This window comes from Pseudomonas guariconensis, assembly GCF_024127895.1.
Lineage (GTDB): Bacteria > Pseudomonadota > Gammaproteobacteria > Pseudomonadales > Pseudomonadaceae > Aquipseudomonas > Aquipseudomonas guariconensis_B.
In genome coordinates, this window is the sequence record NZ_JAMYBK010000007.1 from 98,477 (window position 1) to 119,511 (window position 21,035).

At 61.7% G+C, this 21,035-nt stretch carries 12 protein-coding genes; 8 read left to right on the forward strand and 4 right to left on the reverse strand.

Annotated elements, in window-relative coordinates:
- Positions 1 to 20 precede the first annotated feature (20 nt).
- The gene (locus NJF35_RS10615) at positions 21 to 7,925 is read right to left on the reverse strand and encodes a non-ribosomal peptide synthetase (protein ID WP_253091012.1); all 7,905 of its coding nucleotides are present in this window, start codon (positions 7,923 to 7,925) and stop codon (positions 21 to 23) included.
- Positions 7,926 to 8,103: 178 nt separating this feature from the next.
- Between NJF35_RS10615 and NJF35_RS10620 the strand changes: the two genes are divergently transcribed.
- Positions 8,104 to 9,075: a siderophore-interacting protein gene (locus NJF35_RS10620; protein WP_225789864.1), complete on the forward strand. Its 972-nt coding sequence runs from the start codon at positions 8,104 to 8,106 to the stop codon at positions 9,073 to 9,075.
- Positions 9,076 to 9,112: 37 nt separating this feature from the next.
- Here NJF35_RS10620 and NJF35_RS10625 read toward each other — a convergent pair whose 3' ends face one another.
- The 3 genes from NJF35_RS10625 to NJF35_RS10635 all read right to left on the reverse strand — a co-directional run bounded on the left by NJF35_RS10625 (position 9,113) and on the right by NJF35_RS10635 (position 12,668).
- Positions 9,113 to 10,504: an aspartate aminotransferase family protein gene (locus tag NJF35_RS10625; RefSeq protein ID WP_225789865.1), complete on the reverse strand. Its 1,392-nt coding sequence runs from the start codon at positions 10,502 to 10,504 to the stop codon at positions 9,113 to 9,115.
- 167 nt (positions 10,505 to 10,671) lie between these two features.
- A complete protein-coding gene (locus tag NJF35_RS10630) occupies positions 10,672 to 11,988 on the reverse strand; it encodes an ATP-binding protein (protein WP_225789866.1) in 1,317 nt (438 codons plus the stop codon).
- Positions 11,985 to 12,668, reverse strand: coding sequence for a response regulator transcription factor (locus tag NJF35_RS10635; protein ID WP_225789867.1), 684 nt, complete (start codon positions 12,666 to 12,668; stop codon positions 11,985 to 11,987). Before NJF35_RS10635 ends, NJF35_RS10630 begins: the two co-directional genes overlap by 4 nt.
- 256 nt (positions 12,669 to 12,924) lie before the next feature.
- On the opposite strand from NJF35_RS10635, the gene dsbD reads away from it, so the two are divergent.
- The 7 genes from dsbD (at position 12,925) to NJF35_RS10670 (ending at position 20,421) form a co-directional block, all read left to right on the forward strand.
- Positions 12,925 to 14,637 (forward strand): protein-disulfide reductase DsbD, encoded by a 1,713-nt coding sequence (gene dsbD, locus NJF35_RS10640; protein WP_253091013.1) that lies wholly within the window; start codon positions 12,925 to 12,927, stop codon positions 14,635 to 14,637.
- On the forward strand, positions 14,637 to 15,473 hold the full coding sequence (locus tag NJF35_RS10645) for a TlpA family protein disulfide reductase (protein ID WP_225789869.1): 837 nt from the start codon (positions 14,637 to 14,639) through the stop codon (positions 15,471 to 15,473). Before dsbD ends, NJF35_RS10645 begins: the two co-directional genes overlap by 1 nt.
- 1 nt (position 15,474) lies before the next feature.
- Complete coding sequence (gene dsbG / locus NJF35_RS10650; RefSeq protein WP_225789870.1) at positions 15,475 to 16,233, forward strand: thiol:disulfide interchange protein DsbG; 759 nt, start codon at positions 15,475 to 15,477, stop codon at positions 16,231 to 16,233.
- 1,053 nt (positions 16,234 to 17,286) lie between these two features.
- Positions 17,287 to 17,496: a hypothetical protein gene (locus NJF35_RS10655; RefSeq protein ID WP_253081352.1), complete on the forward strand. Its 210-nt coding sequence runs from the start codon at positions 17,287 to 17,289 to the stop codon at positions 17,494 to 17,496.
- 60 nt (positions 17,497 to 17,556) lie between these two features.
- Positions 17,557 to 18,423: an McbB family protein gene (locus NJF35_RS10660; RefSeq protein WP_253091014.1), complete on the forward strand. Its 867-nt coding sequence runs from the start codon at positions 17,557 to 17,559 to the stop codon at positions 18,421 to 18,423.
- Positions 18,420 to 19,211 carry a nitroreductase family protein gene (locus NJF35_RS10665; protein ID WP_253081350.1) on the forward strand — a complete coding sequence of 264 codons (792 nt, stop codon included), beginning with the start codon at positions 18,420 to 18,422 and terminating at the stop codon, positions 19,209 to 19,211. The genes NJF35_RS10660 and NJF35_RS10665 overlap by 4 nt, the downstream gene beginning before the upstream one ends.
- Before the next feature lie 4 nt (positions 19,212 to 19,215).
- Positions 19,216 to 20,421 (forward strand): YcaO-like family protein, encoded by a 1,206-nt coding sequence (locus NJF35_RS10670; protein ID WP_253081349.1) that lies wholly within the window; start codon positions 19,216 to 19,218, stop codon positions 20,419 to 20,421.
- Positions 20,422 to 21,035: the final 614 nt, after the last annotated feature.

The following is a 21,035-nucleotide window of genomic DNA, read 5'->3' on the forward strand; positions in this document are numbered from 1 at the left end:
GCGTACGGTCCTGCTTGTGCTCAGGCATTACTTTCCTCCAGTTCGTCGAGCGCGCCGAAGATCAGGTCCAGCTCATCGGCCGCCTGACCGGCATCACCTTGCAGATGCGCCGCCAGCTGTCCGAGCTGGCGTAGTTCATAGAATTCCTTGACCGGCAGCTCGACCCCGAACGCACCGCGAATACGCGACAGCAGCATCACCGCCTGCAGCGAGTGGCCACCCAGGGCGAAGAAGTCGTCATCCAGGCCAACCCGCTCAAGGCCCAGCACGTCCTGCCAGATCTGCGCCAGCTGGCGCTCGAGTTCGCTCTGCGGGGCGCGGAACTGCGCACTGCTCACCGCCGCGCTGACCGCTGGCAGGGCCTTGCGGTCGAGCTTGCCGTTGGGGCTCAGGGGCAGGCTGGCCAGCTGCACCAGGTGGGTAGGCACCATGTAGTCGGGCAGCAGCGTGCGCAGGCGGGCCTTGAGCTGTTCGCCCAGTTGCGCCGAATCTGCTTGATGCGCTACCACATAGGCCGCCAACTGCATGTCGGCACCGGTACCGACCGCCAGCACTGCCGCTTCGCGCACTTCAGGCTGCTCCAGCAGGCGCGCCTCGATCTCGCCCAGTTCGATCCGCAGGCCGCGGATCTTCACCTGATGGTCGATGCGCCCCATGTACTCGATCACCCCGTCGGCGCGCTGACGCGCCAGGTCGCCGGTGCGGTACAGGCGCTGGCCAGTGGCGAACGGGCTGGCGACGAAACGCTCGGCGGTCAACCCCGGGCGACGGTGGTAGCCCCGCGCCAGCCCTTCGCCACCCAGGTACAGCTCGCCCACCAGCCCTGCTGGCAGTGGCGACAGATCGTCGGCCAGCACGTAGGTGCTCAGGTTGGCAATCGGCTGCCCGATCGGCACGCTGTCCAGACCTTCGTCGCGGCAGGTCCAGTGAGTCACGTCGATGGCCGCCTCGGTCGGGCCATAGAGGTTGTACAGGCCCGCATTCGGCAGTTTGGCGAACACCTGCTGCTGGGCATCCACCTGCAGCGCCTCGCCGCTGCAGACGATGCGCGTGAGGCTGGTGCAGCGCGACACGCCTTCATCCTGCAGGAACACCTGCAACATCGACGGCACGAAGTGCAGCGTAGTGATGCCCTGCTGCTCGATCAGCCGCACCAGCCGCGACGGCTCGCGGTGATCGCCCGGCGCCGCGACCACCAGGCGGGCACCGACCATCAGCGGCCAGAAGAACTCCCACACCGACACATCGAAGCTGAACGGGGTTTTCTGCAGCACCGCGTCCGTGGCATCCAGGCCATAGGCCTGCTGCATCCAGCACAAGCGATTGGTCAAAGCCTTGTGGCGATTGCCCGCGCCTTTAGGCTTGCCGGTGGAACCAGAGGTGTAGATCACGTAGGCCAGGTTTTCCGGCGCAGGCTGTACCTGAGGCGCGCTCAGCGGGTAGCCCAGGTGAGCCTGCCGGTCGAGACACAGGGCGTGCAAGCCCGCCGGTAGCGGCAGTTGTGGCAGCACCTCGGTTTGGGTCAGCAGCAATGCTATACGGCTGTCCTCGAACATGTAGGCCAGGCGTTCGCGTGGGTACTCCGGGTCCAGCGGCACGTAGGCGGCACCGGCCTTGAGCACCGCCAGCAGGCCAAGGACCATCTCCAGGCTGCGCTGAGCGGCGATGCCTACCAGCACGTCCGGGCCCGCCCCCAGCTCGATCAACTGGTGAGCCAACTGGTTGGCCTGCTGGTCCAATTCGCGGTAGCTCAACTGACGCTCACCGAACACCAGGGCCACAGCGTCCGGAGTCTTCCGCGCCTGGGCTTGGATCAGGGTGTGTACGCAGGTGTCCGACGGGTAATCGACGAAAGTGGCGTTCCACTGCTCGACCACCTGCGCCTGTTCGGACACAGCGAGCATGTCCAGCTCGCCCAGGGTGCGCTGCGGGTCCTGCGCCAAAGCTTCGAGCAACTGGGCCAGGTGGCCATTGATGCGGCGGATGCGCTCGGCGCTGAAGTGCGCCAGGTCGAAGCTGTAGTGCAGCGCCAGCCGCTCGCCCAGGGTCACGCCTAAGGTCAGTGGGTAACTGGTCAAGTCGCTGTGCTTGGCCGGGCCGAAACGCAGGCCCTGCGATGCTCCACGCTCCAGCGCCTCGGAGACCGGGAAATTCTCGAACACCAGAATGTTATCGAACAGCGCCTCACCGCTGTGACCGACCCAGCCCTGCACTTCGAACAGCGCACTGTGCTCGTGCTCACGCATGGCCAGGCTCAGGTCCTGCAGGGTATGCAGCCATTGCGCCACGGTCTGCTGCGGGTGCGGGCTGGCGGCCAGCGGCAGGGTATTGATGAACAGCCCCAACTGGCTTTCTACCCCCGGCAGGTCGGCCGGGCGGCCGGCCACAGTAGTGCCGACGGTGACACAATCCTGGCCGGTGTAACGCTGCAACAGCAGCAGCCAGGCGGCTTGCACCAGGGTGTTGAGGGTCACTTTCTGCTGCCGGGCGAAGGCGTTCAGGCGCTGGGTCGAGGCCGTATCCAAATCATGATGCAACAGCTCGTGGCCGCTGCCGCCAGCATGCTCGGCGCCCACCTTGGCCAGCAACGTCGGCGCCTCGAACGCCGCCAGGCGCTCTTTCCAGAAGCGCTCGCTGCTCTGGGCATCGCGTTGCTGCAACCACTGGATGTAGTCGCGATAACGCCCCAGTGGGCGCTCGAACGCCTGGCCGTGATAACGCATCATCACTTCACCCAGCAACTGCGAGCTGCTCCAACCGTCCATGAGGATATGGTGGTTGGTGAACATCAGGTGATGGCTATGCTCGCCGGTGCGCACCAGGGTCAGGCGCAGCAGGCCGGGGCTCGACAACTCGAAGCCTCGGGCGCGGTCCTGCTCGGCCAACGCTCGCAGGGCGACGGCCAGGTCGTCGCGACCACGCCAGTCATGGCAGGTGAAGTCCAGCGGCAGGTGGCGGTGGATGATCTGCAACTGCTGGCCACCGCCTTGCCAGGCGAAGGCGCTGCGCAGGATGTCGTGGCTATCCATCGCTGCCTGCCAGGCGGCGCGGAAACGCTCGACCTCAAGGCCTTTGACATCCAAGCACAACTGGTTGATGTACTCGCCACTGCCCTGTCGCAGCAGGCTGTGGAACAACATACCCTGCTGCATGGGCGACAGCGGATAGATATCCTCGATCTGGCTGGCCGGCACGTCCAGCGCATCCAACTGAGCCTGGTCGATGCCCGCCAGCGGGAAGTCGGACGGCGTGACGCCCATGACCCCAGGCTGGCAGCAATGCTCGACCAGGGCGCGTAGCTGCTCATCGAAGCAGGCGGCCAGGTGGTCGATGGTAGCGGTGTCGAACTGTTCGCCGCTGAAGGTCCAGCGCATCTCCAGCTCGCCGTCATAGACCTGGCCCTCCACCTCCAGCCAGTTGCCCAGCGGCGCGTCTTCGCTCAATTCAGCACCAGCGCCTTCATGGGCCGGCACCAGCAGCGCACCGTCGTCGAAGCTGGCGTCGAACTGGCCCAGGTAGTTGAAGGTCACCCGTGGCTGCGGCAATGCCGCAAGGGCATCCCGCACCGGCTGCTGGCCAAGGTAGCGCAGCACACCGAAGCCCAGGCCCTTGGCCGGTACGGCGCGCAGTTGTTCCTTGATGCCCTTGAGGCTGGCCGCCAGGTCGTCGTGGGCGGTGAGGCGCACTGGGAACAGGCTGGTGAACCAACCCACACTGCGGCTCAGGTCGATGTCGGCGAACAGGTCTTCACGGCCATGCCCTTCGAGCTGGATCAGCGCGTCGGCATGGCCAGTCCAGCCACGCAGGGTGCGGGCCAGGGCGGTGAGCAACAGGTCGTTGACCTGGGTACGGTAGGCGGCGGGCGCCTGTTGCAGCAGTTGGCGGGTGGCCTCGCGATCGAGACGGCCGCGGACCACCTGACGGTGACGGCTTTGCAGGCTGCCCTGCGGGCGATCGCACGGCAGGTCGAGCGGGGCATCGCTCAACACGCCGGCCCAGTAGCCCAGTTCGTCCTGCATGGCAGGGGTTTGCGCCAATGCAGTCAGGCGCTCGGCCCAAGCCTGGGTCGAACTGGTCTTGGCCGGCAACTGTACCGGTCGCCCCTGCAGCAACTGGGTGTAGGCGTGCTGCAAGTCCTCCAGCAGGATGCGCCAGGACACCCCGTCCACCACCAGGTGGTGAATGGCCAGCAACAGGCGCTGGCTGCCATCGTCCAGGGTCGCCAGCACCGCACGTAGCAATGGCCCTTTGACAAGGTCCAGGCTGGCTTGTGCCTGGGTGTTCAGTTCGCCAAGCCGTTCAAGGGACACGCCCTCGCGCAGCCACAGCAGGTCGTCATCGCTCGCGGTCGGCTCGGCAATCCATGCCCGCCAGCCCCCGTCCTGCACCACGAAGCGCGAGCGCAGTGCGTCGTGATGGGTAACGAGCGATGCCAGGGCCTGGTGCAAGGTATCGACCTGCAACGCCTGCTTCGGCTGCAGCAGCAACGCTTGGTTCCAGTGATGGCGGGCGGGTATGGGCTGAGCGAAGAAATCGTACTGAATCGGCAGCAATCCCAGGGCCCCGGTCACCGGCCCCTGGTCGATCACCACAACGTCATCGCCCAGGCGAGCGACGCTGGCCAGGCCCTGTACGGTCTGGTGCTGGAACAGGTCCTTGGGGCTGAACAGCAAGCCGGCCTGGCGGGCACGGCTGACCACCTGAATCGACATGATCGAGTCGCCGCCCAACTCGAAGAAGTTGTCGGTGACACCGACCTGCGCGCACTTGAGCACATCCTGCCAGATGGCTGCGATTCGCTGTTCCAACGCAGTGCGGGGCGCCACATGGCTGTGTTGCAATTGACTGGCGTCGGGGCGTGGCAGGGCCTTGCGGTCGAGTTTGCCGTTGGGGCTTAGGGGGAACCGAGCCAACAGCAGCAACTGCGCAGGCACCATGTAGTCGGGCAGTTGCTCTTGCAAGCCGCTGCGGATGGCTTCACGCAGGGCGGCCTGGGTGGCCAGATCCGCGTCGACCAGCTCGCGCTCGGCCGGCACCACATAGCCGACCAGTTGCAGGCCATTGGCCCCCGGCAATGCCAGCACCAGGGCATCGGCCACCTCGTCACGCTCCAGCAAGCGTGCTTCGATCTCGCCCAGCTCGATGCGGAAACCGCGGATTTTCACCTGGTGGTCGATTCGGCCGACGTACTCGATCACCCCCTCGGCATTGAAACGAGCCAGGTCGCCGGTGCGGTACAGGCGTGCACCAACACCGCTGTACGGGTCGGGGATAAAGCGCTCGGCGCTCAAACCCGGGCGCTGGAAGTACCCACGCGCCAACAACTCGCCACCGATCACCAGTTCGCCGACCACACCCACCGGTGCCGGCAAGCCGTTGTCGTCCAGTACCAGGATGTTGCGCCCCGGCAGGACGGCACCGATCGGCAGGGTCAGTGGGATCGGGCGCTGGCCGTGCACATAATCGTCGCAATCGAGGGTAGTGGCGGTGACCGTCGCCTCGGTGGGACCGTAGGTATTGAGCAGGCGTACATGACCCAAGCCAGCCTGGCGCCAGGCCAGCAGGCCCTCAGGTGGCATCGCTTCGCCACCACCGTGCACCTGGCGCAGCACGCCATAGTCACGCGGACCGACTGCGGCGAACTCCTTGGCCAGCATGTGCCAGTAAGCGGTGGTCAGGTCCATCACGCTGATGCGTTGCTCGATCAACTGGCGGTAAAGGGTTTCGCTGTCCCAGATCTCACTGCCACGGATCACTACCGAGGCACCGCAGATCAATGCCGGGTAGAGCTGCTCGACGAAACCGTCGAAGTTGAAGGTGGCAAACTGCAGCACCCGGTCGGCGGCACTCAGTTCGAAGAAGCCCAACGACACATGGGCGTGACGCACCAGCGCACGGTGGCTGATACCGACGCCCTTGGGCCGGCCGGTGGAGCCGGAGGTGAACATGACGTAGGCCAGGTTGTCGGGCAAGGCACGGTTGGGCAGGTCGCTGTCGTCGCCGTGCACCCAGGCCTCGTCGCGATCCAGGCATAGGGTCTGCACGCCTTGGGGCAGCGGCAGCCGCTGCAGCAGGCCGTCATGGGTCAGGATCAGGCGGCTGCCGCTGTCTTCGATCATGCATTGCAGGCGGTCGGCCGGGTATTGGGGATCGAGCGGCACGTAACCGCCACCGGCCTTGAGCACTGCCAACAGGCCGACCACCATGTCCAGGCCGCGCTCCAGGGCGATGCCCACCAATACTTCGCGATCCACACCACGCTCGACCAGGGTGCGGGCCAGGCGGTTGACCTGAGCATTGAGCTCGCCGTAGGTCAGTTGCTGACCGTCGAAAATCAGCGCGAGCGAATCCGGCGCACACGCAGCCTGGGCCTGGAACAGCTCATGCACGGTCAGCTCGTTGGGGTACTGGGCCTCGTTGCGGCCCCAGCCCTCGACCACTTGGCGGTATTCCTGCTGGTCCAGCAGGGCGATCTCGCCAATACGCTGGGCCGGGTTGGCGACCATCGCCCGCAGCACAGTCAGCCAGTGCCGGGCAAGGCGCTCGATGGTCGGCGCCTCGAACAGGTCGCAGGCGTAGGTGAAGGCGGCATTCAAGCGGCCACCCTGCTCGTAGGTGTCCAGGCTCAGGTCGAACTGGGTAGTGCGGCTTTCCCACTCGATGACGCCCAGTTCCAGGCCCTTGCCCACTGTCAGGCGGGTGACGTCGGCCACTTCCGGCTGGTGGTTGTACATCACCTGGAACAGCGGGTTGTAGCTCAGGCTGCGCTCGAGCTTGAGGGCGTCCACCAGGCATTCGAACGGCAGGTCCTGGTGATCCTGCGCGCCCATGGAGGCGGCCTTGATATCGGTCAGTAGCTCAGCCACCGAGGTCATGCCATCGAGCCGGGTGCGCAATACCTGGGTGTTGACGAAGAAGCCGATCAGGCCCTCGGTCTCGTTACGGTTGCGGTTGGCGATGGGTACGCCGATACGTAGGTCGCCCTGGCCGCTGTAGCGATGCAAGACAATGTTGAACGCCCCCAACATCAGCATGAACAGGGTCACCCCCTGCTGCCGGGCCAGTGCGCGCATCTGCTCGACCAACTGTGCATCCAGGGCCAGTTCGTGGCGGCGCCCCTGGTAGGTCGGCTGTACCGGGCGCGGATGGTCGCTGGGCAACTCCAGCACCGGATGTTCGTCACCCAGTTGCGCCATCCAGTAATCCAGTTGGCGCTGCTGCTCGCCCGCCTCCAGCCAGCGACGCTGCCACAGGGCATAGTCGCTGTACTGTATCGGCAGCGCCGCCAGCTGTGGCTGGCCGCCTTGATCATGGGCATCGTAGAAACGGCAGAACTCATCGATCAGCACGGTCATCGACCAGCCATCGGACACGATGTGATGCAGGGTCAGCAGCAGCACGTGCTCCTGTTCGGCCAGGCGCAGCAGGCGCACCCGCAGCAGCGGGCCCTGGGCCAGATCGAACGGCTGCTGCGCCTGGGCTTCGGCCTCGGCCGCCACTTCGGCCTCGCGCTGCTCGGGCGCCAGCTTGCCCAGGTCGCGCCAGGCAATGGTCAACGCCTGCTCGCAGGGAACCTGGCACAGGCTATCGTCCGGCTGTTGGCGGAACACCGTGCGCAGGGTCTCGTGGCGTTCGACCAGGCTGGCGAAAGCCTGCTCAAGGGCCTGGCGATTGAGCGCGCCCTTCAGGCGTACCGCGGCCGGTAGGTTGTAGGCGCCGCTGTGCGGGTCCAGGTGCCAGAGAAACCACATCCGCTGCTGGGCATAGGACAGGGCCTGACGGTCCTGGGCCTCTACATTCCGCGGGATGGGGAACTGGGAGAAATCCACCCCTTCCTTGCGCAGCGCCGCCAGGAATACCTGGCGTTTTTCCACGGGCAGACCGATGAACCGGCGAGCGAGTTTCAGGGCGTCTTCAGCATTCATTTCTTGGCATCCGGAGCGTGGATCGAATGACCCGATGACAGGTCGTCCCTATAGAACGAACCCAGGCCGGAAAAATTAGCGCTGCCCCACCTGTGCAAGCCGAGCGGGCCCATACAGCCGCTAAATTGGCCGGCGCAGGGTTCGTCCAATCGGTGAACCCGATGCCAAAGGACCTGCCATGTCCACCTCTTCCTCTCTCGCCAGTGCCATGCAGCGGGGCCTTCGCAGGCTGACCAGCGGCCTGGCGCAAAAACCCAGCGCCTACCGGATGTTCGACTTGCAACTGCTGCACAAGATCGAACTCAGCCCCTCGCTTTGCCGCCTGGTGTTTACCGGGCCCGATGTCGCCAGCATGCAATGCGCCGGGCCCGACCAGCGGGTAAAACTGTTCTTCCCCGCCGCCGACGGCAGCCTGCCATCACTGCCCCACGACAGCCACTGGAACGAAGCGCGCAAACAACTGCCGGAGGCCTCGCGACCGCCAATGCGCACCTACACCATTCGCGCCCTACGCCGCCCCGAGGCGCAGGTGGATATCGACTTCGTCATGCATGGTGTCAACGGCCCTGCCTCGGCCTGGGCGGCCCAGGCCCGCAGCGGCGATCGCCTGCAGATGCTGGCACCCGACCTGGCCTACCGAAAAGACCCAGGCGGCCATGAATGGAACCCGCCTGCCGGCGTAAACCACGTGTTGTTGGTGGGCGACGAAACGGCCTTGCCAGCCATCGCCAGCATCCTCGAAGAGCTGGCCGCAAGCGCGCAACCACCCCTGGTGCAGGCCTTTGTCGAAGTCCCCTTGCAAGCCGACTGCCTGAGCCTGGATTGCCCCCGCGACACCCACCTGCACTGGCTACCGCGAGATGTGCTCGGCAGCACCCACGGCACCGCCCTGCTGCAGGCCGTCGAGCAGTTGGCCGACTTGCCGATCATGCAGGCCCCGAACAAAGCGTGCCTTCTGGAGGAAATCGACATCGAGCAACGACGCCCCTGGGAACTGGCAAAAGCCCGACGGGGTGATTTCTATGCCTGGGTGGCCGGGGAATCGGCCACTGTGATGCGGATTCGTCGGCACCTGATCAATGTTCGGCACCTTGATCGTGCATGCCTGACGCTGATGGGGTATTGGCGCAGGGGACGCTCGTTCGAATGAGCGATACCTGGGGCTGCGCGGCAGCCCCAGGGTACGATCAGACCGCCGCCGTCACCGCCTCGGCAAACCGCTGCGCCACCTCGTCGATCTGATCGGCACTGATGATCAGCGGTGGCAGGAAACGCACAACCGCACCATGGCGCCCACCCAGCTCGAGAATCAGGCCCCGCTTGAGGCACTCGCGCTGGATCTTCGGTGCCAGTTCGCGGTTGACCGGAGGGTGACCCAAGGCATCGGGCCGGCCTTGCGGGTCGACCAGCTCGACCCCGAGCATCAGGCCACGACCACGGATATCGCCCAGTTGCGGATAATCCCGCTGCAACCGCAGCAGGTGCTCACGCAGGCGCTGCCCCATGGCCTCGGCATGCTCGGCCAGGCGGTGCTCGACCAGGTAGCCGATCACCGCCGAGCCCGCAGCCATGGCCATCTGGTTGCCACGGAACGTACCGGCATGGGCACCTGGCTTCCAGGTGTCCAGCCAGTCGCGGTAGACCACCACCGCCAGCGGCAGGCTACCGCCGATGGCCTTGGACAGGGTGACCACGTCCGGGACGATGCCGGCGTGCTCGAAGGCGAACATCCGCCCGGTACGGGCGAAGCCGCTCTGGATCTCGTCGACGATCAGCGCCACCCCGGCTTGCTCGGTGATACGGCGCACCCCCTTGAGCCATTCGATATCGGCCGGGATCACCCCGCCCTCGCCCTGCACCACCTCCAGGATCACCGCTGCCGGCAGCGGTACACCGCCTTCAGGGTCGAGCAACAGGTTCTCCAGGTAATGCAGGCCAGCCTTGACCCCGGCTTCGCCGCCCAGGCCAAACGGGCAACGGTAATCGTAGGGATACGGCATGAATTGCACACCGTTGCCGAGCAAGGCACCTAACGGCTGCTTGGGGCCATGGCTGCCCATCAGGCTCAACGCGCCCTGGCTCATGCCATGGTAGGCCCCCTGGAATGCCAGCACCGTGCTGCGCCCGGTGGCACTGCGCACCAGCTTGAGCGCCGCCTCCACGGCGTCGGTACCGGTGGGGCCACAGAACTGCACCTTCGCCTCACGGCGCAGTGCCTCGGGCAGCACACCGAACAGGTCCTGGACGAAGCGATCCTTGACCGGCGTGGTCAGGTCCAGGGTGTGCAGCGGCAGTTCGTCGGCCAGCACGCGCTGGATCGCCTCGATCACCACAGGGTGGTTGTGGCCCAGGGCCAAGGTCCCCGCCCCCGCCAGGCAGTCGATGAACTGACGGCCCTCGACATCCTCGACATGGATGCCACGGGCGCGCTTGAGGGCCAGAGGAATACGCCGGGGGTAGCTGCGGGCGTTGGATTCCTGTTGCTGCTGGCGCTGCAACAGGGGTGAATCCTCGAATTCGTACAGCGCCTGCGGCGCAGTGGCCGGCAGGACCTGGGCAAGGCTGGAAGCGGTCGACATCGGAAAAATCCTCGCAAGCAAGCGAAAGTGCCCGCCACGCCCCTGGAGCCGGATGTGTGTCGGGTTGTCATCGCTTGAAAAACGCTTCAGCGGGGCGAGGATTTAGCAGTTGTTACAGGATTTGTGTGGCCCCTTCGCGGGCAAGCCCGCGAAGGGGCGCGACACCGTCAGTGACGCGCCGGCACCTGCAGCCATACCCGCAGCCCATCGCTGCGGCTGTCGAAGCGCAGGCTGCCAGCACAGCGCTGCACGATCGCCTGGACGATCGCCAGGCCCAGGCCACAGCCGCCACTCTGGCCATGGCGCCAGAAACGCTCGGTCAGGTGCTGCAGGTCCTCCTCGGCGATGCCCGGCCCATGGTCGCGAACCAAAAAGCCCACCTGCCCGTCGGCCGCCTGCACCTCCAGCTCCACGGCGGTATCGCCGCCATGGCGCAGGGCGTTGTCCAGCAGGTTGCGCAAGGCCGCTACCGCCAGCGGCGCGGGCATGCCCAGGTAGACCTGGGCAGCCTCCTCCGGCAGGCGCAGGACGATGCGCCGGTTGTCGCCTCCGCCAGCATCCTGCACCGCTTGGCGCGCCACCTGCTCGGCGCTGCATTGCACGCCATCTTCGAACGACAGGCTACCCTCCACCCGGGCCAGCATCAGCAACTGTTCCAGGGTGCGGTGCATACGATCGGCCCCCTGCTCCGCGTGTTCCAGCGCCTGCTCGCGAACCGTGCCGTCGGTCATGCGCGCGACTTGCAGGTGGGTCTTGATCGCGGTCAGCGGGCTGCGCAGCTCGTGGGCCGCGTCGTCGGTCAGGCGCCGTTCGCGCTCGATGGTCTGGGCGATGCGCAGGAACAACTGGTTCTGCGTCTCGAGCAGCGGCTGGAGTTCGCTGGGCATGCCGGTCACCTGCAACGGCTCGACGCTGTCGGCGCGGCGCCGGCGCAGGGCGTCACGCATCCGGTTGAGCGGCTCCAGGCCCTTGCCGACGCCGATCCACAGCAGCCCCAGGCTGCCGAGCAGGGCCATCAGCACCGGCGCCGAGGCTGCCAGGAGGATCGAACGGTTGAGCGCCTCGCGCTCCAGGTGGCGATCGGCGGTGGTGATGCGCACATCGCCATGGTTGTAGGTGAAGGTGCGCCAGGACGCGCCATCGATGGACTGGTCACGGAAGCCGCTGCTCTGGTCGTCCATGGCCCCGTCGTGCTTGTGGTTGCTGGCGAGGATTTCGCCGCGCAGGGAGCTGACCTGGCAGGCCATGCCGTCCGGCACGCTGAGCTGGTCGGCAGAAAAATGTGCGTCTTCGCCCTTGGCCGTCAGCGGCTGCGGCAACTGGTCGATCAAGCCGGCGACCATACGCGCCGAGGCCACCAGGCGCTGGTCGAGGGAGAACATCATCTGCTGGCGCAGGTCGCGCAGCATCCACGCGGCGGCGAGCACCCAGATGATGACGAAGGCGCTGCCCAGGATCAGCGAGAGGCGTGCACGCAGGCTCATGGGGTGGTCTCCTGGGAGGCCTGGGCCGGCCCGAGGCGATAGCCCAGGCCACGCACGGTCTCGACGATGCTGTTGCCGAGCTTGCGGCGCAGGTGGTGGATATGCACGTTGAGGGCGTTGCTCTCGACTTCGTCGCTGAAACCGTAGACGCAGTCCTTGAGCTGCTCGCTGGAGAGCACCCGGCCGGGGTTCTGCAGCAGGGCCTGGAGCAGCGCCTGCTCGCGTCGGGACAGGTCCACCGGTTGGCCGGCGAGGGTCGCCTCGCAACTGCTGGGGTCGTAGCGCAACGGGCCGTGCTCGATGACGTTCACCGCCCGTCCGGCCACGCGGCGCAGCAGGGTGTGCAGGCGCGCGGCCAGTTCGCGCAGGTCGAAGGGCTTGAGCAGGTAGTCGTCGGCGCCGGCCTGCAGTCCATCGACCCGGTCGGTGATCGCGTCACGGGCGGTGAGCACCAGCACCGGCAGGGTCTCGCCCTGCTGGCGCAGGCGGCGCAGGAGCCTGAGGCCATCTTCGTCGGGCAGGCCCAGGTCGAGGATCATCACGTCGAACTGCGCGGCCTTCAGCAGCGCCCGCGCGGCACCGGCGCTGGCCACCCGGTCCACGGTCAGGCCCTGGGCGGCGAGGCCGGCGCAGATGCCGCTGGCGATCAGGTCGTCGTCCTCGCAGAGCAGTACGTGCATGGGAGGTTCTCCAGTGGGGAAGCTTGGCTTGCATTGCACAGTGGGGGGATTAAGGGGGGATTATGACGCCTGGCGGGGAGATTCGTCGCGCTGGGGTGATTGTTGGTAGTGGGGCTGCAAAGCAGCTCCAATACCGCTTAACTGACCAGCATCCGAACCCAACAGTCCTACAAGGCAGCCTGTAGGACCCGGTTAACCCTCGGTTAATCAGCCCAGGCCAGCATGGGCCCCCTCACTGCACTGCCAAGGCGAAGACATGCGCATTTTCCTGCTCTTGCTGACATTCCTCCTGGCCGGCCCGCTCCAGGCCAACCCCTTCGAGGTCAAACCGGATTTCCTACCCGTCGACCAGGCTTTCGTCCTGAGCCACGATCGCCTGCCCGACGGCCAGATGCGCCTGCACTTCCAGATCCAGGACGGCTATTACCTCTACCAGAAACGCCTGAAGTTCGAGGGCCTGCCCGCCGATCAGCACCCGCAGCTCCCGCCGGCGCTGAACCACCACGACGAGTTCTTCGGCGACAGCGCCGTCTACCGCCAGCAGCTCGAGCTGCTGCTCCCCGCCAATGCCCAGGGCCAGTTGCGCCTGGGCTGGCAGGGCTGCGCCGACGCCGGCTTGTGCTACCCACCGCAAACCACCGTGATCGAACTCGGCGGCCAAGCCCCGGCGACCACCGAGCTGGCCAGCGACCAGGCCCTGGCCAGCGACCTGCAGCACGCCAGCCTGGCCTGGAGCCTGCTGGCCTTCTTCGGCCTCGGCCTGCTGCTGGCCTTCACCCCGTGCTCATTGCCGATGCTGCCGATCCTCGCCGGCCTGGTCCTGGGCAACGGTGCCAGCGCCCGCCGTGGCTGGGTGCTGGCCGGTGTCTATGTGCTGAGCATGGCCCTGGTCTATGCGGCCCTGGGCGTGGTCGCCGCGCTGCTCGGCGCCAGCCTGCAGGCGTGGTTGCAGCAACCTTGGCTGCTGGGCAGCCTGGCCGCGTTGTTCGTGATCCTGGCATTGCCGATGTTCGGCGCCTTCGAGCTGCAACTGCCGGCGGCCCTGCGCGACCGCCTCGACCGCGCAGGCCAGGGTACCCGTGGTGGCAACCTGTATGGCGCAGCGCTGCTCGGCGCCCTCTCCGGCCTGCTGCTGGGGCCGTGCATGACCGCACCGCTGGCCGGTGCGCTGCTGTATATCGCCCAGAGCGGCGACATGCTGCACGGTGGTCTGGTGCTGTTCAGCCTGGGCCTGGGCATGGGCGTGCCGCTGCTGTTGCTGGTGACCCTGGGCAATCGCTACCTGCCGCGCCCCGGCGCCTGGATGAACCTGGTCAAGGGCTCGTTCGGCTTCGTCTTCCTCGCCATGGCCCTGTACACCCTGCGCAGCCTGCTGCCGGCAACGCTGTTGCTGGCCCTCGCTGGCGCCTGGCTGATCGCCCTGGCCTGGGCCGCCTGGCCTGCCCTGCACCGCCTGCCCGCGCTGCGCGCCATGCCGCTGCTCGGCGCCCTGTGGGGTGGCCTGTTGCTGGTCGGCGCCGCAGCCGGCGGTGACGACCTCTGGCAACCGCTGCAACCCTTCGCGGGGGGCGGTGCCCCCGTGGCGAACGCCAAGGCCGAGGATGCCTTCGTCACGGTCAACCGCCCCGAGGCGCTGCAACGTGAACTGGACGCCGCCCGGGAGCGCGGCCAGTGGGTGATGCTGGACTACTATGCCGACTGGTGCGTGGCGTGCAAGGTCATGGAAAAACAGGTATTTGCCCGGCCTGATGTCCAGGCCGACCTGGCCAACGTGCACCTGGTGCGCCTCGACGTCACCGCCAACAGCCCGCAGAGCCGCGAACTGTTGCAGCGCTACCAGGTGCCAGGCCCGCCCAGCCTGATCTGGATCGGCCCGGAAGGCGAGGAACGCCGCGCCCGGCGCATCACCGGCGAGGTGGATGCCGCCACCTTCCTGCAGCACTGGACACAGACCAGGGGCCAAGGCTGATGCTGACCGTGACCCTGGGGCCGCTGACCATGGCCCTCAACCACCTGCTGCTGCTCGCAGCTCTCGGGATCGCCAGCCTGGTCGGCTGGTGGGTCGCCCGGCGCGGCGGCGAAAGCCCCGAGTCGGCGCTGTTCAACTTGTTCCTGCTGGGGCTGGTGTTCGCCCGCCTGGGCTTCGTGCTGGCCTACTGGCCGATGTACCGCGACGACCCTGTGCAGGTGATCGACATTCGCGACGGCGGCTTCCTGCTCTGGGCCGGCCTGATCGGCATCGTGCTCGGCACCCTGTGGCAGGGCTGGCGCCACCCGGGCCTGCGCCGTCCGCTGGGCTGGGCGCTGTTCAGCGGCGCGCTGTTCTGGGGGCTGGCGAGCCTTGGCAGCCACCTCTACAGCAAGGGCACCGAGTTGCCGGCGCTAAGCCTGCGCAATGCCACAGGGCAGTCGGTAGCGCTGCACGACTACCGTGGCAAGCCACTGGTGATCAACCTCTGGGCCACCTGGTGCCCGCCCTGCCGACGCGAGATGCCGGTGCTGCAGCAGGCCCAGCACGATTACCCGCAGGTGACCTTCCTGTTCGTCAACCAGGGCGAGACGCCGGAGAACGTCAGTACGTTCCTGGCCACCACCGGCTTGAGCCTGACCCATGTACTGTTCGACGGCAGCGGCCAGTTGGCCCAGCGGGTCGGCTCCATGGCCCTGCCCACCACCCTGTTCTACAGCGCCGAAGGGCGGCTGGTCGGCAGCCACCTGGGCGAACTGTCCCGTGCCAGCCTGCGCCATGCGCTGCAACCCTTCGAACGGGCCACCGCGCCCTCCTCCGCCGCACAAGGAAACTGACATGCGATTGAATGCACTGCTGCCCCTGAGCCTGGCCCTGCTGGCGACCCCGGCCTTGCAGGCCGAAGAACTGCCCAAGGCGGTCCAGCAGATACAAGCCAAGGGCGCCGTGATCAAGGGCAGCTTCGATGCCCCCAACGGCTTGCGCGGTTATGCCGCCGAATACCAGAACAACGGCATCGCCCTGTACCTGACTCCCGACGGCAAACATGTGCTGGTCGGCAGCCTGTTCGACGAACAGGGCAAGGACCTCAGTGCAGAGCCGCTGGAAAAACTGGTGTATGCCCCAATGACCAAGGCTATCTGGGCGAAGATGGAAAAGACCGCCTGGATCGCCGATGGCAAGGCCAACGCGCCGCGCATCGTCTACCTGTTCAGCGACCCGAACTGCCCGTACTGCAACATGTTCTGGCAGCAGGCACGGCCCTGGGTCGAGTCGGGCAAGGTGCAGTTGCGCCATATCATGGTCGGCATCATCCGCGAGGACAGCCCAGGCAAGTCGGCGGCCTTGCTCGCCGCCAAGGACCCGGCCAAGGCGCTGGAGCAACATGAGAAAGCGGGCAAGGCCAGCACGCTCAAGGCCTTGGACACGATACCGGAGGCTGTGCAGACCAAGCTGGAGGGGAATCTGGCGTTTATGGAAGAGTTGGGGTTGCGGGCGACGCCGGCGATCTTCTATCAGGATGAGCAAGGGAACCTGCAGAGCCAGCAAGGCGCGCCGCGACCCGAGATGCTGGGCAAGATTCTCGGCAAGCGCTGAAGGTAAAAATGGCTGAGGCTGCTTTGCAGCCTTTTCCGATAGGTCCGGCGCCCCGGCAAGGCCACACCGAGGGATACCGCGCTGTTCCGCGATTCAGCGCTGTGCCTGTAGAGCCCACCAGTCTCCTGGCTGCGCTGTTGCGCAAAGAGCTTTCAGCTGACAGACCATCCGATTGGAGCAGTCTTACGTCGCGAAAGGACGGCAAAGCAGCCCTAACTTAGCTCACTTCGAACATCTTGAAAGGGCTGACCATAGGCATAGATTCTCGGCAGGCGCTAATGTCAATGTCTGGATCTCTGTGTCGTCCCCATGGCCTTGATTGATGTGCCTCTTTCACCTGCCATCGCAGGCTGCAGAGATCTAAAAATCTCCTCCAACCCCAATGCCGGCCAGTTAAGACTTCCAGCTGCCATTTGGGGGCGCTTTTGCGCCCCTTTCACGACACAAGGCCGCTCAGGCATAGCGCTGCCTGCAAGCCAGCGCCGAATCTGGAACGACCTTGTGCCGCGAAAGGGCTGCGGAGCAGCCCCAGGCTTAACTGACAGGCATTGCCTCCCCCCCACCATTTGGCATGACACTTTGGATATGGCTGACCACGTGATCTCGCTGTCAAGCGCCTAATTCAACAAGCCAACGACGCATAACCCAAACGCCCTATCGTGTATCTCCAAGCACGGCAATCGTTCAAACAGAAACACTGAGAGACGGCTATTTACACATAATGAAACATTTTTTGCCCACAGCGGCTCAATAAATATTACTTCCTCCTGAAAAACAAACGAACAACAACTCCAGAAATTCCTCAACGAACAGCAAAATAATTCACACATGAAAATAGGAATGTTCTGACAAAAAAAATCCAAAAAATCAAAAATAAGAATTCTCCGTAAGCAAACACCTAGGAACATTCACACAACCTTACCTCCGAATAAAACAGAAGACCGAGGAATTTTAAAAAACACTTTTCAGCCGCAACTTGACATGCATCAACGACGGTCCTAAACCTGCACAAACCCCGAACTCGAACTCGGGGCAACAACCAAGGAGAGAACAATGGACCATCAATTTGGCATCAATGTCATGAAGCTGGACTTTGACAACGATTGCGATATGGAAGCGGAATTCTTTGGAGGCTCCGGAAGCCAAGGAGGCTGCGGAGGAAGTGGTGGTTGTGGAGGTGGTGGTGGATGTAAAGGTGGTAGCGGGGGTTCAGGAGGATGCGGCGGTAATGCTATCGACAACCTTGAGCATGAGAACTGCTAACTAAAAGTAGGGCGTCTTCACCCACCAAAGAAGATGCCCTCCTCCACCCGAGGAGCAAAAATGAAAACACTAAGGATCTACAACTACGAAATACTCAACTTTGACTCTGATCCAATGGTCTTTTCCCCCATTGGATTTACCAAAATCACTGAACCAAAAATGGCGAAGGCACTACAACACCTTGCCGAAACTCAATCAACACTGCTACCGCAAGATGAACTCGAGCAAATACTGCTAAGTGAAAACCTAAACCCTGCCAGTGGCATTGACTTCCTTAGATCAATATCCATTATTGGTGAACACGCAGAGCCTCCCTATTTTGAAAACGCCATTATTTATACTGACTGGGACATATCAAATGAACTCAAGTCCTACTTGAAAAGGAAATCTCATGATAAAACCCAGATCCGAAAACTCCCTCTATCCAAAACGCCCAAAGCAAAAACGCCAACCCTGTTTATTCTTGCTTATTTAAAGCTATGCCCGGACTTACTCAGAAAAACCTACACGGCAATCTTAGATAGCAACCCTGATTGTGGGATCAGTGTTGGATTCATCAGTGGAAAGTACTTCCACTTGACCGAAGTCTATATTCCCTCAATCGGTAATCCATGCGCTTTTTGCACCCTAGATAGAATCGCACACTATGAGCAATTGAGACCCAGCCATCATCACTGGTACAAAATATGGGCTTTTTGCCGATCAAAAAAAATAGCATTACCTAAGACAGCAATCGACGAACTTCAAAACGCATTAATTCTCGGAACAGTCACTTCATTCTCAAACAAATTAATACACCCTCAAAAATCCAAACTCACTCAAGACCAAACTTTGCTATCTAGAACTCTAAATTTAGAAAATGGCACATTTACAGAAGACAATAGCATTCACTGGCCACTTTGCCAATGCTTAGGATTCAAACCATGAGCATTCCTCACGATCATTATCTGAAATTCACAACCCGCGAAGTAACAGATGAAACATTAGCCTTTCACGCCAAAGGAAATTTCGTTATCCATAGAGCAACCCGGCATTTAAGCACCTTGCATCACATCCCATTAAAAGAATTAAAAAAGCTAACTGGCAACGAACTCAAGTTGAATATCTTTACTTCAGAAAAGGGCCATAGAGGGGAGGCTCTGCAACCCTTACGTCAAAACCATAGTCTGCACAGAAATAACTCGTGTAACTGGTTCGATGAGCGGGAAATGCAGTTCGAAACTGTCAAAGCCCTTCTTTCCCCCTTATTAGTAAAAGGTGGATCAAGCTACAGGAGGGGTTACCCAAGTGGCGGGGCACTTTACCCGATTGAAGTTTTCTGCATCAATTTAAACAATAAAATCAAGCACTGGCCAACTGAGAGCAGCGCTCTCCACCTACTTCCATCCTCAAGAACGCTGGAGGCATACAGCCCGAAAATTAATATAGACTTATTGTCCAATGCCATCACCCAGGAGCACGACAACATAGGTTCACCATCATTAGCAATCATCTACTTCATCTACTTACCAAAGGCAATATTCAAATATCGATATAGAGGATATCGGTTAGCCCTTATGGAAGCTGGATCCATGTATATGCTTACAGATTTACGCTGCAAAGAGTTACAACTGCACAGCAGACCTTGGTCAGGCTTTACCGATTACGAGGTCACGAAAGAACTAAACTTGAACCCAGCATTATTTCTACCCGCTTGTATTCAACTCATAGGCTAGTTTCATGAATATCTATAACGAAATCCATACCCCTGCTGCTACAGACTTTGAGTTGCACCGACCGGGGGCAGTGTCCCATCTCCCTCATAGTGTTGAGTGCGGCAGTCGATGGGGCACCTACGGCTCAAGCAGTGGATGGTCATCAGAAGTAATTAACTGTGCTATTGGCGAACAGTTCGAGAGAAAGCACTTCTATCTTGACGTTCCCGTACACGACACAAGCAAACTAGATAATGGGCTGACCCCCGAAGAATGTGACGAGTTTTCCAAGGCATTCTCACAGACATCCACGAATGGCCATAAGACACCATTACACTCGCACCTTTTTGATCGCACTAATGTTTTCAGGATAACTGACTTCACGCCCTGCAGGATTCCCACTGTCTGCATATCCATTTCGCCAGGCAGGAACCCCGTCGATAACAAGTTCTACCCAATGAGAGACACCTGCGGATGCAGTGCCCATGTGACAATTGAAAGAGCAATCCTGGGAGCACTCAAAGAGTCTCTAGAGAGGCAATTTCTACTTAGATTCTGGCTTACCAAAACTTGCACAGACAAAGTTTCATATCTTGATGCCTGTTCGACCCTGAAAAATCTACCCAGCCGACCACTACTCCAGCAATTACACAAAAACGGAGAGTTATGCATCTTAAACTTAACTGACGATAAATTCCCTGGCAGCTGCATTTTACTGTGCTACGGCAACAAAAACGACAAGCACGCCCGCGTTAAATACTGCGCTGGAATGGCTTATTCGGACAACCTCGCCAGTGCTTTGGAAAAGGCAACCATCGAATTATGGCAAACCTTCCGATTCATGCAGTCATTTAGCAGCACCAATAACTTTAAAAAAGAAATTGAGGACCCTTACCTCAGCTATTTCATGGAATGCAACCATTACAGTACCTACAATACAATTTCCAGCAACATAGATATGAGTCACCCCAAGTCCTCATCCAACGACACCGTCCCACTCACCTGCCAAAACCTTATTAGCGCAATAAGAAAACTCAAGTTAAATGGCTACCTATACTTATCCGCGCTGCCCACCAAAAAATCCAACATTCACTTTTGCAAGTACACCTCACCCAATCTGTTCCTCCACATGAACAATGCCTTCCACCTAAATACCAAAAACACTTATTCCGATTTCTTTTCCAAAAAAATCATCACTACACAACTAACCAGAATGGTCCCCTTCCCATGAGCAGCCTTCCTCAATGTGCGACGCCTAGGGTGGTCAGAATTGCAAGAATCTCAAAGATTTTAGTTCTCGAGCACTTGAAGGAGCCCACTGCACTTCTGTGGACAGCACTATCGCCTTGTATAATGTTCATCATCTTGACGCAAAGCACCCCGACATCTCAACAAACGAGCCAAGCATATATCACTGCAGCAGCATGGTTCTACGCATACATTTCGTCAAGCGTCGCTTTTTTTGGCCTGAGCTTTTATCTCATCGGCAGAAGAGAAAGTGGATTCATCCGATCATTTATCTATCAGAAAACAGCAATCGCTCTATTCTTGTGCTCACACCTCACTAGTTACACCCTGATCAGCATCATCTATTTCAGCTTTTTCTACTTAACAACCAAACCACTATACGGCGACTACTCGACCTATGAATTTCTGTATTTACTATCCTGCTTTTATGCGAGCTATCTGATGTTTTCATGCATTGGACTTGCCATAGCAGCATTACCCATAAAGTTCACCACTGCCAACACACTTTTCTCTCTCTTGTCTTTCATAATGTTACTCTCAGGCTATATAGGCGCCATGCACACTCAGGACATTCCTTCTATAAACCCACTACATCTG

Bases quoted from the DNA above. Each gene is read 5' to 3' on its own strand.
- NJF35_RS10615 (WP_253091012.1), bottom strand. From the start codon at position 7,925: ATGAATGCTGAAGACGCCCTGAAACTCGCTCGCCGGTTCATCGGTCTG.
- NJF35_RS10620 (WP_225789864.1), top strand. From the start codon at position 8,104: ATGTCCACCTCTTCCTCTCTCGCCAGTGCCATGCAGCGGGGCCTTCGC.
- NJF35_RS10625 (WP_225789865.1), bottom strand. From the start codon at position 10,504: ATGTCGACCGCTTCCAGCCTTGCCCAGGTCCTGCCGGCCACTGCGCCG.
- NJF35_RS10630 (WP_225789866.1), bottom strand. From the start codon at position 11,988: ATGAGCCTGCGTGCACGCCTCTCGCTGATCCTGGGCAGCGCCTTCGTC.
- NJF35_RS10635 (WP_225789867.1), bottom strand. From the start codon at position 12,668: ATGCACGTACTGCTCTGCGAGGACGACGACCTGATCGCCAGCGGCATC.
- dsbD (WP_253091013.1), top strand. From the start codon at position 12,925: ATGCGCATTTTCCTGCTCTTGCTGACATTCCTCCTGGCCGGCCCGCTC.
- NJF35_RS10645 (WP_225789869.1), top strand. From the start codon at position 14,637: ATGCTGACCGTGACCCTGGGGCCGCTGACCATGGCCCTCAACCACCTG.
- dsbG (WP_225789870.1), top strand. From the start codon at position 15,475: ATGCGATTGAATGCACTGCTGCCCCTGAGCCTGGCCCTGCTGGCGACC.
- NJF35_RS10655 (WP_253081352.1), top strand. From the start codon at position 17,287: ATGGACCATCAATTTGGCATCAATGTCATGAAGCTGGACTTTGACAAC.
- NJF35_RS10660 (WP_253091014.1), top strand. From the start codon at position 17,557: ATGAAAACACTAAGGATCTACAACTACGAAATACTCAACTTTGACTCT.
- NJF35_RS10665 (WP_253081350.1), top strand. From the start codon at position 18,420: ATGAGCATTCCTCACGATCATTATCTGAAATTCACAACCCGCGAAGTA.
- NJF35_RS10670 (WP_253081349.1), top strand. From the start codon at position 19,216: ATGAATATCTATAACGAAATCCATACCCCTGCTGCTACAGACTTTGAG.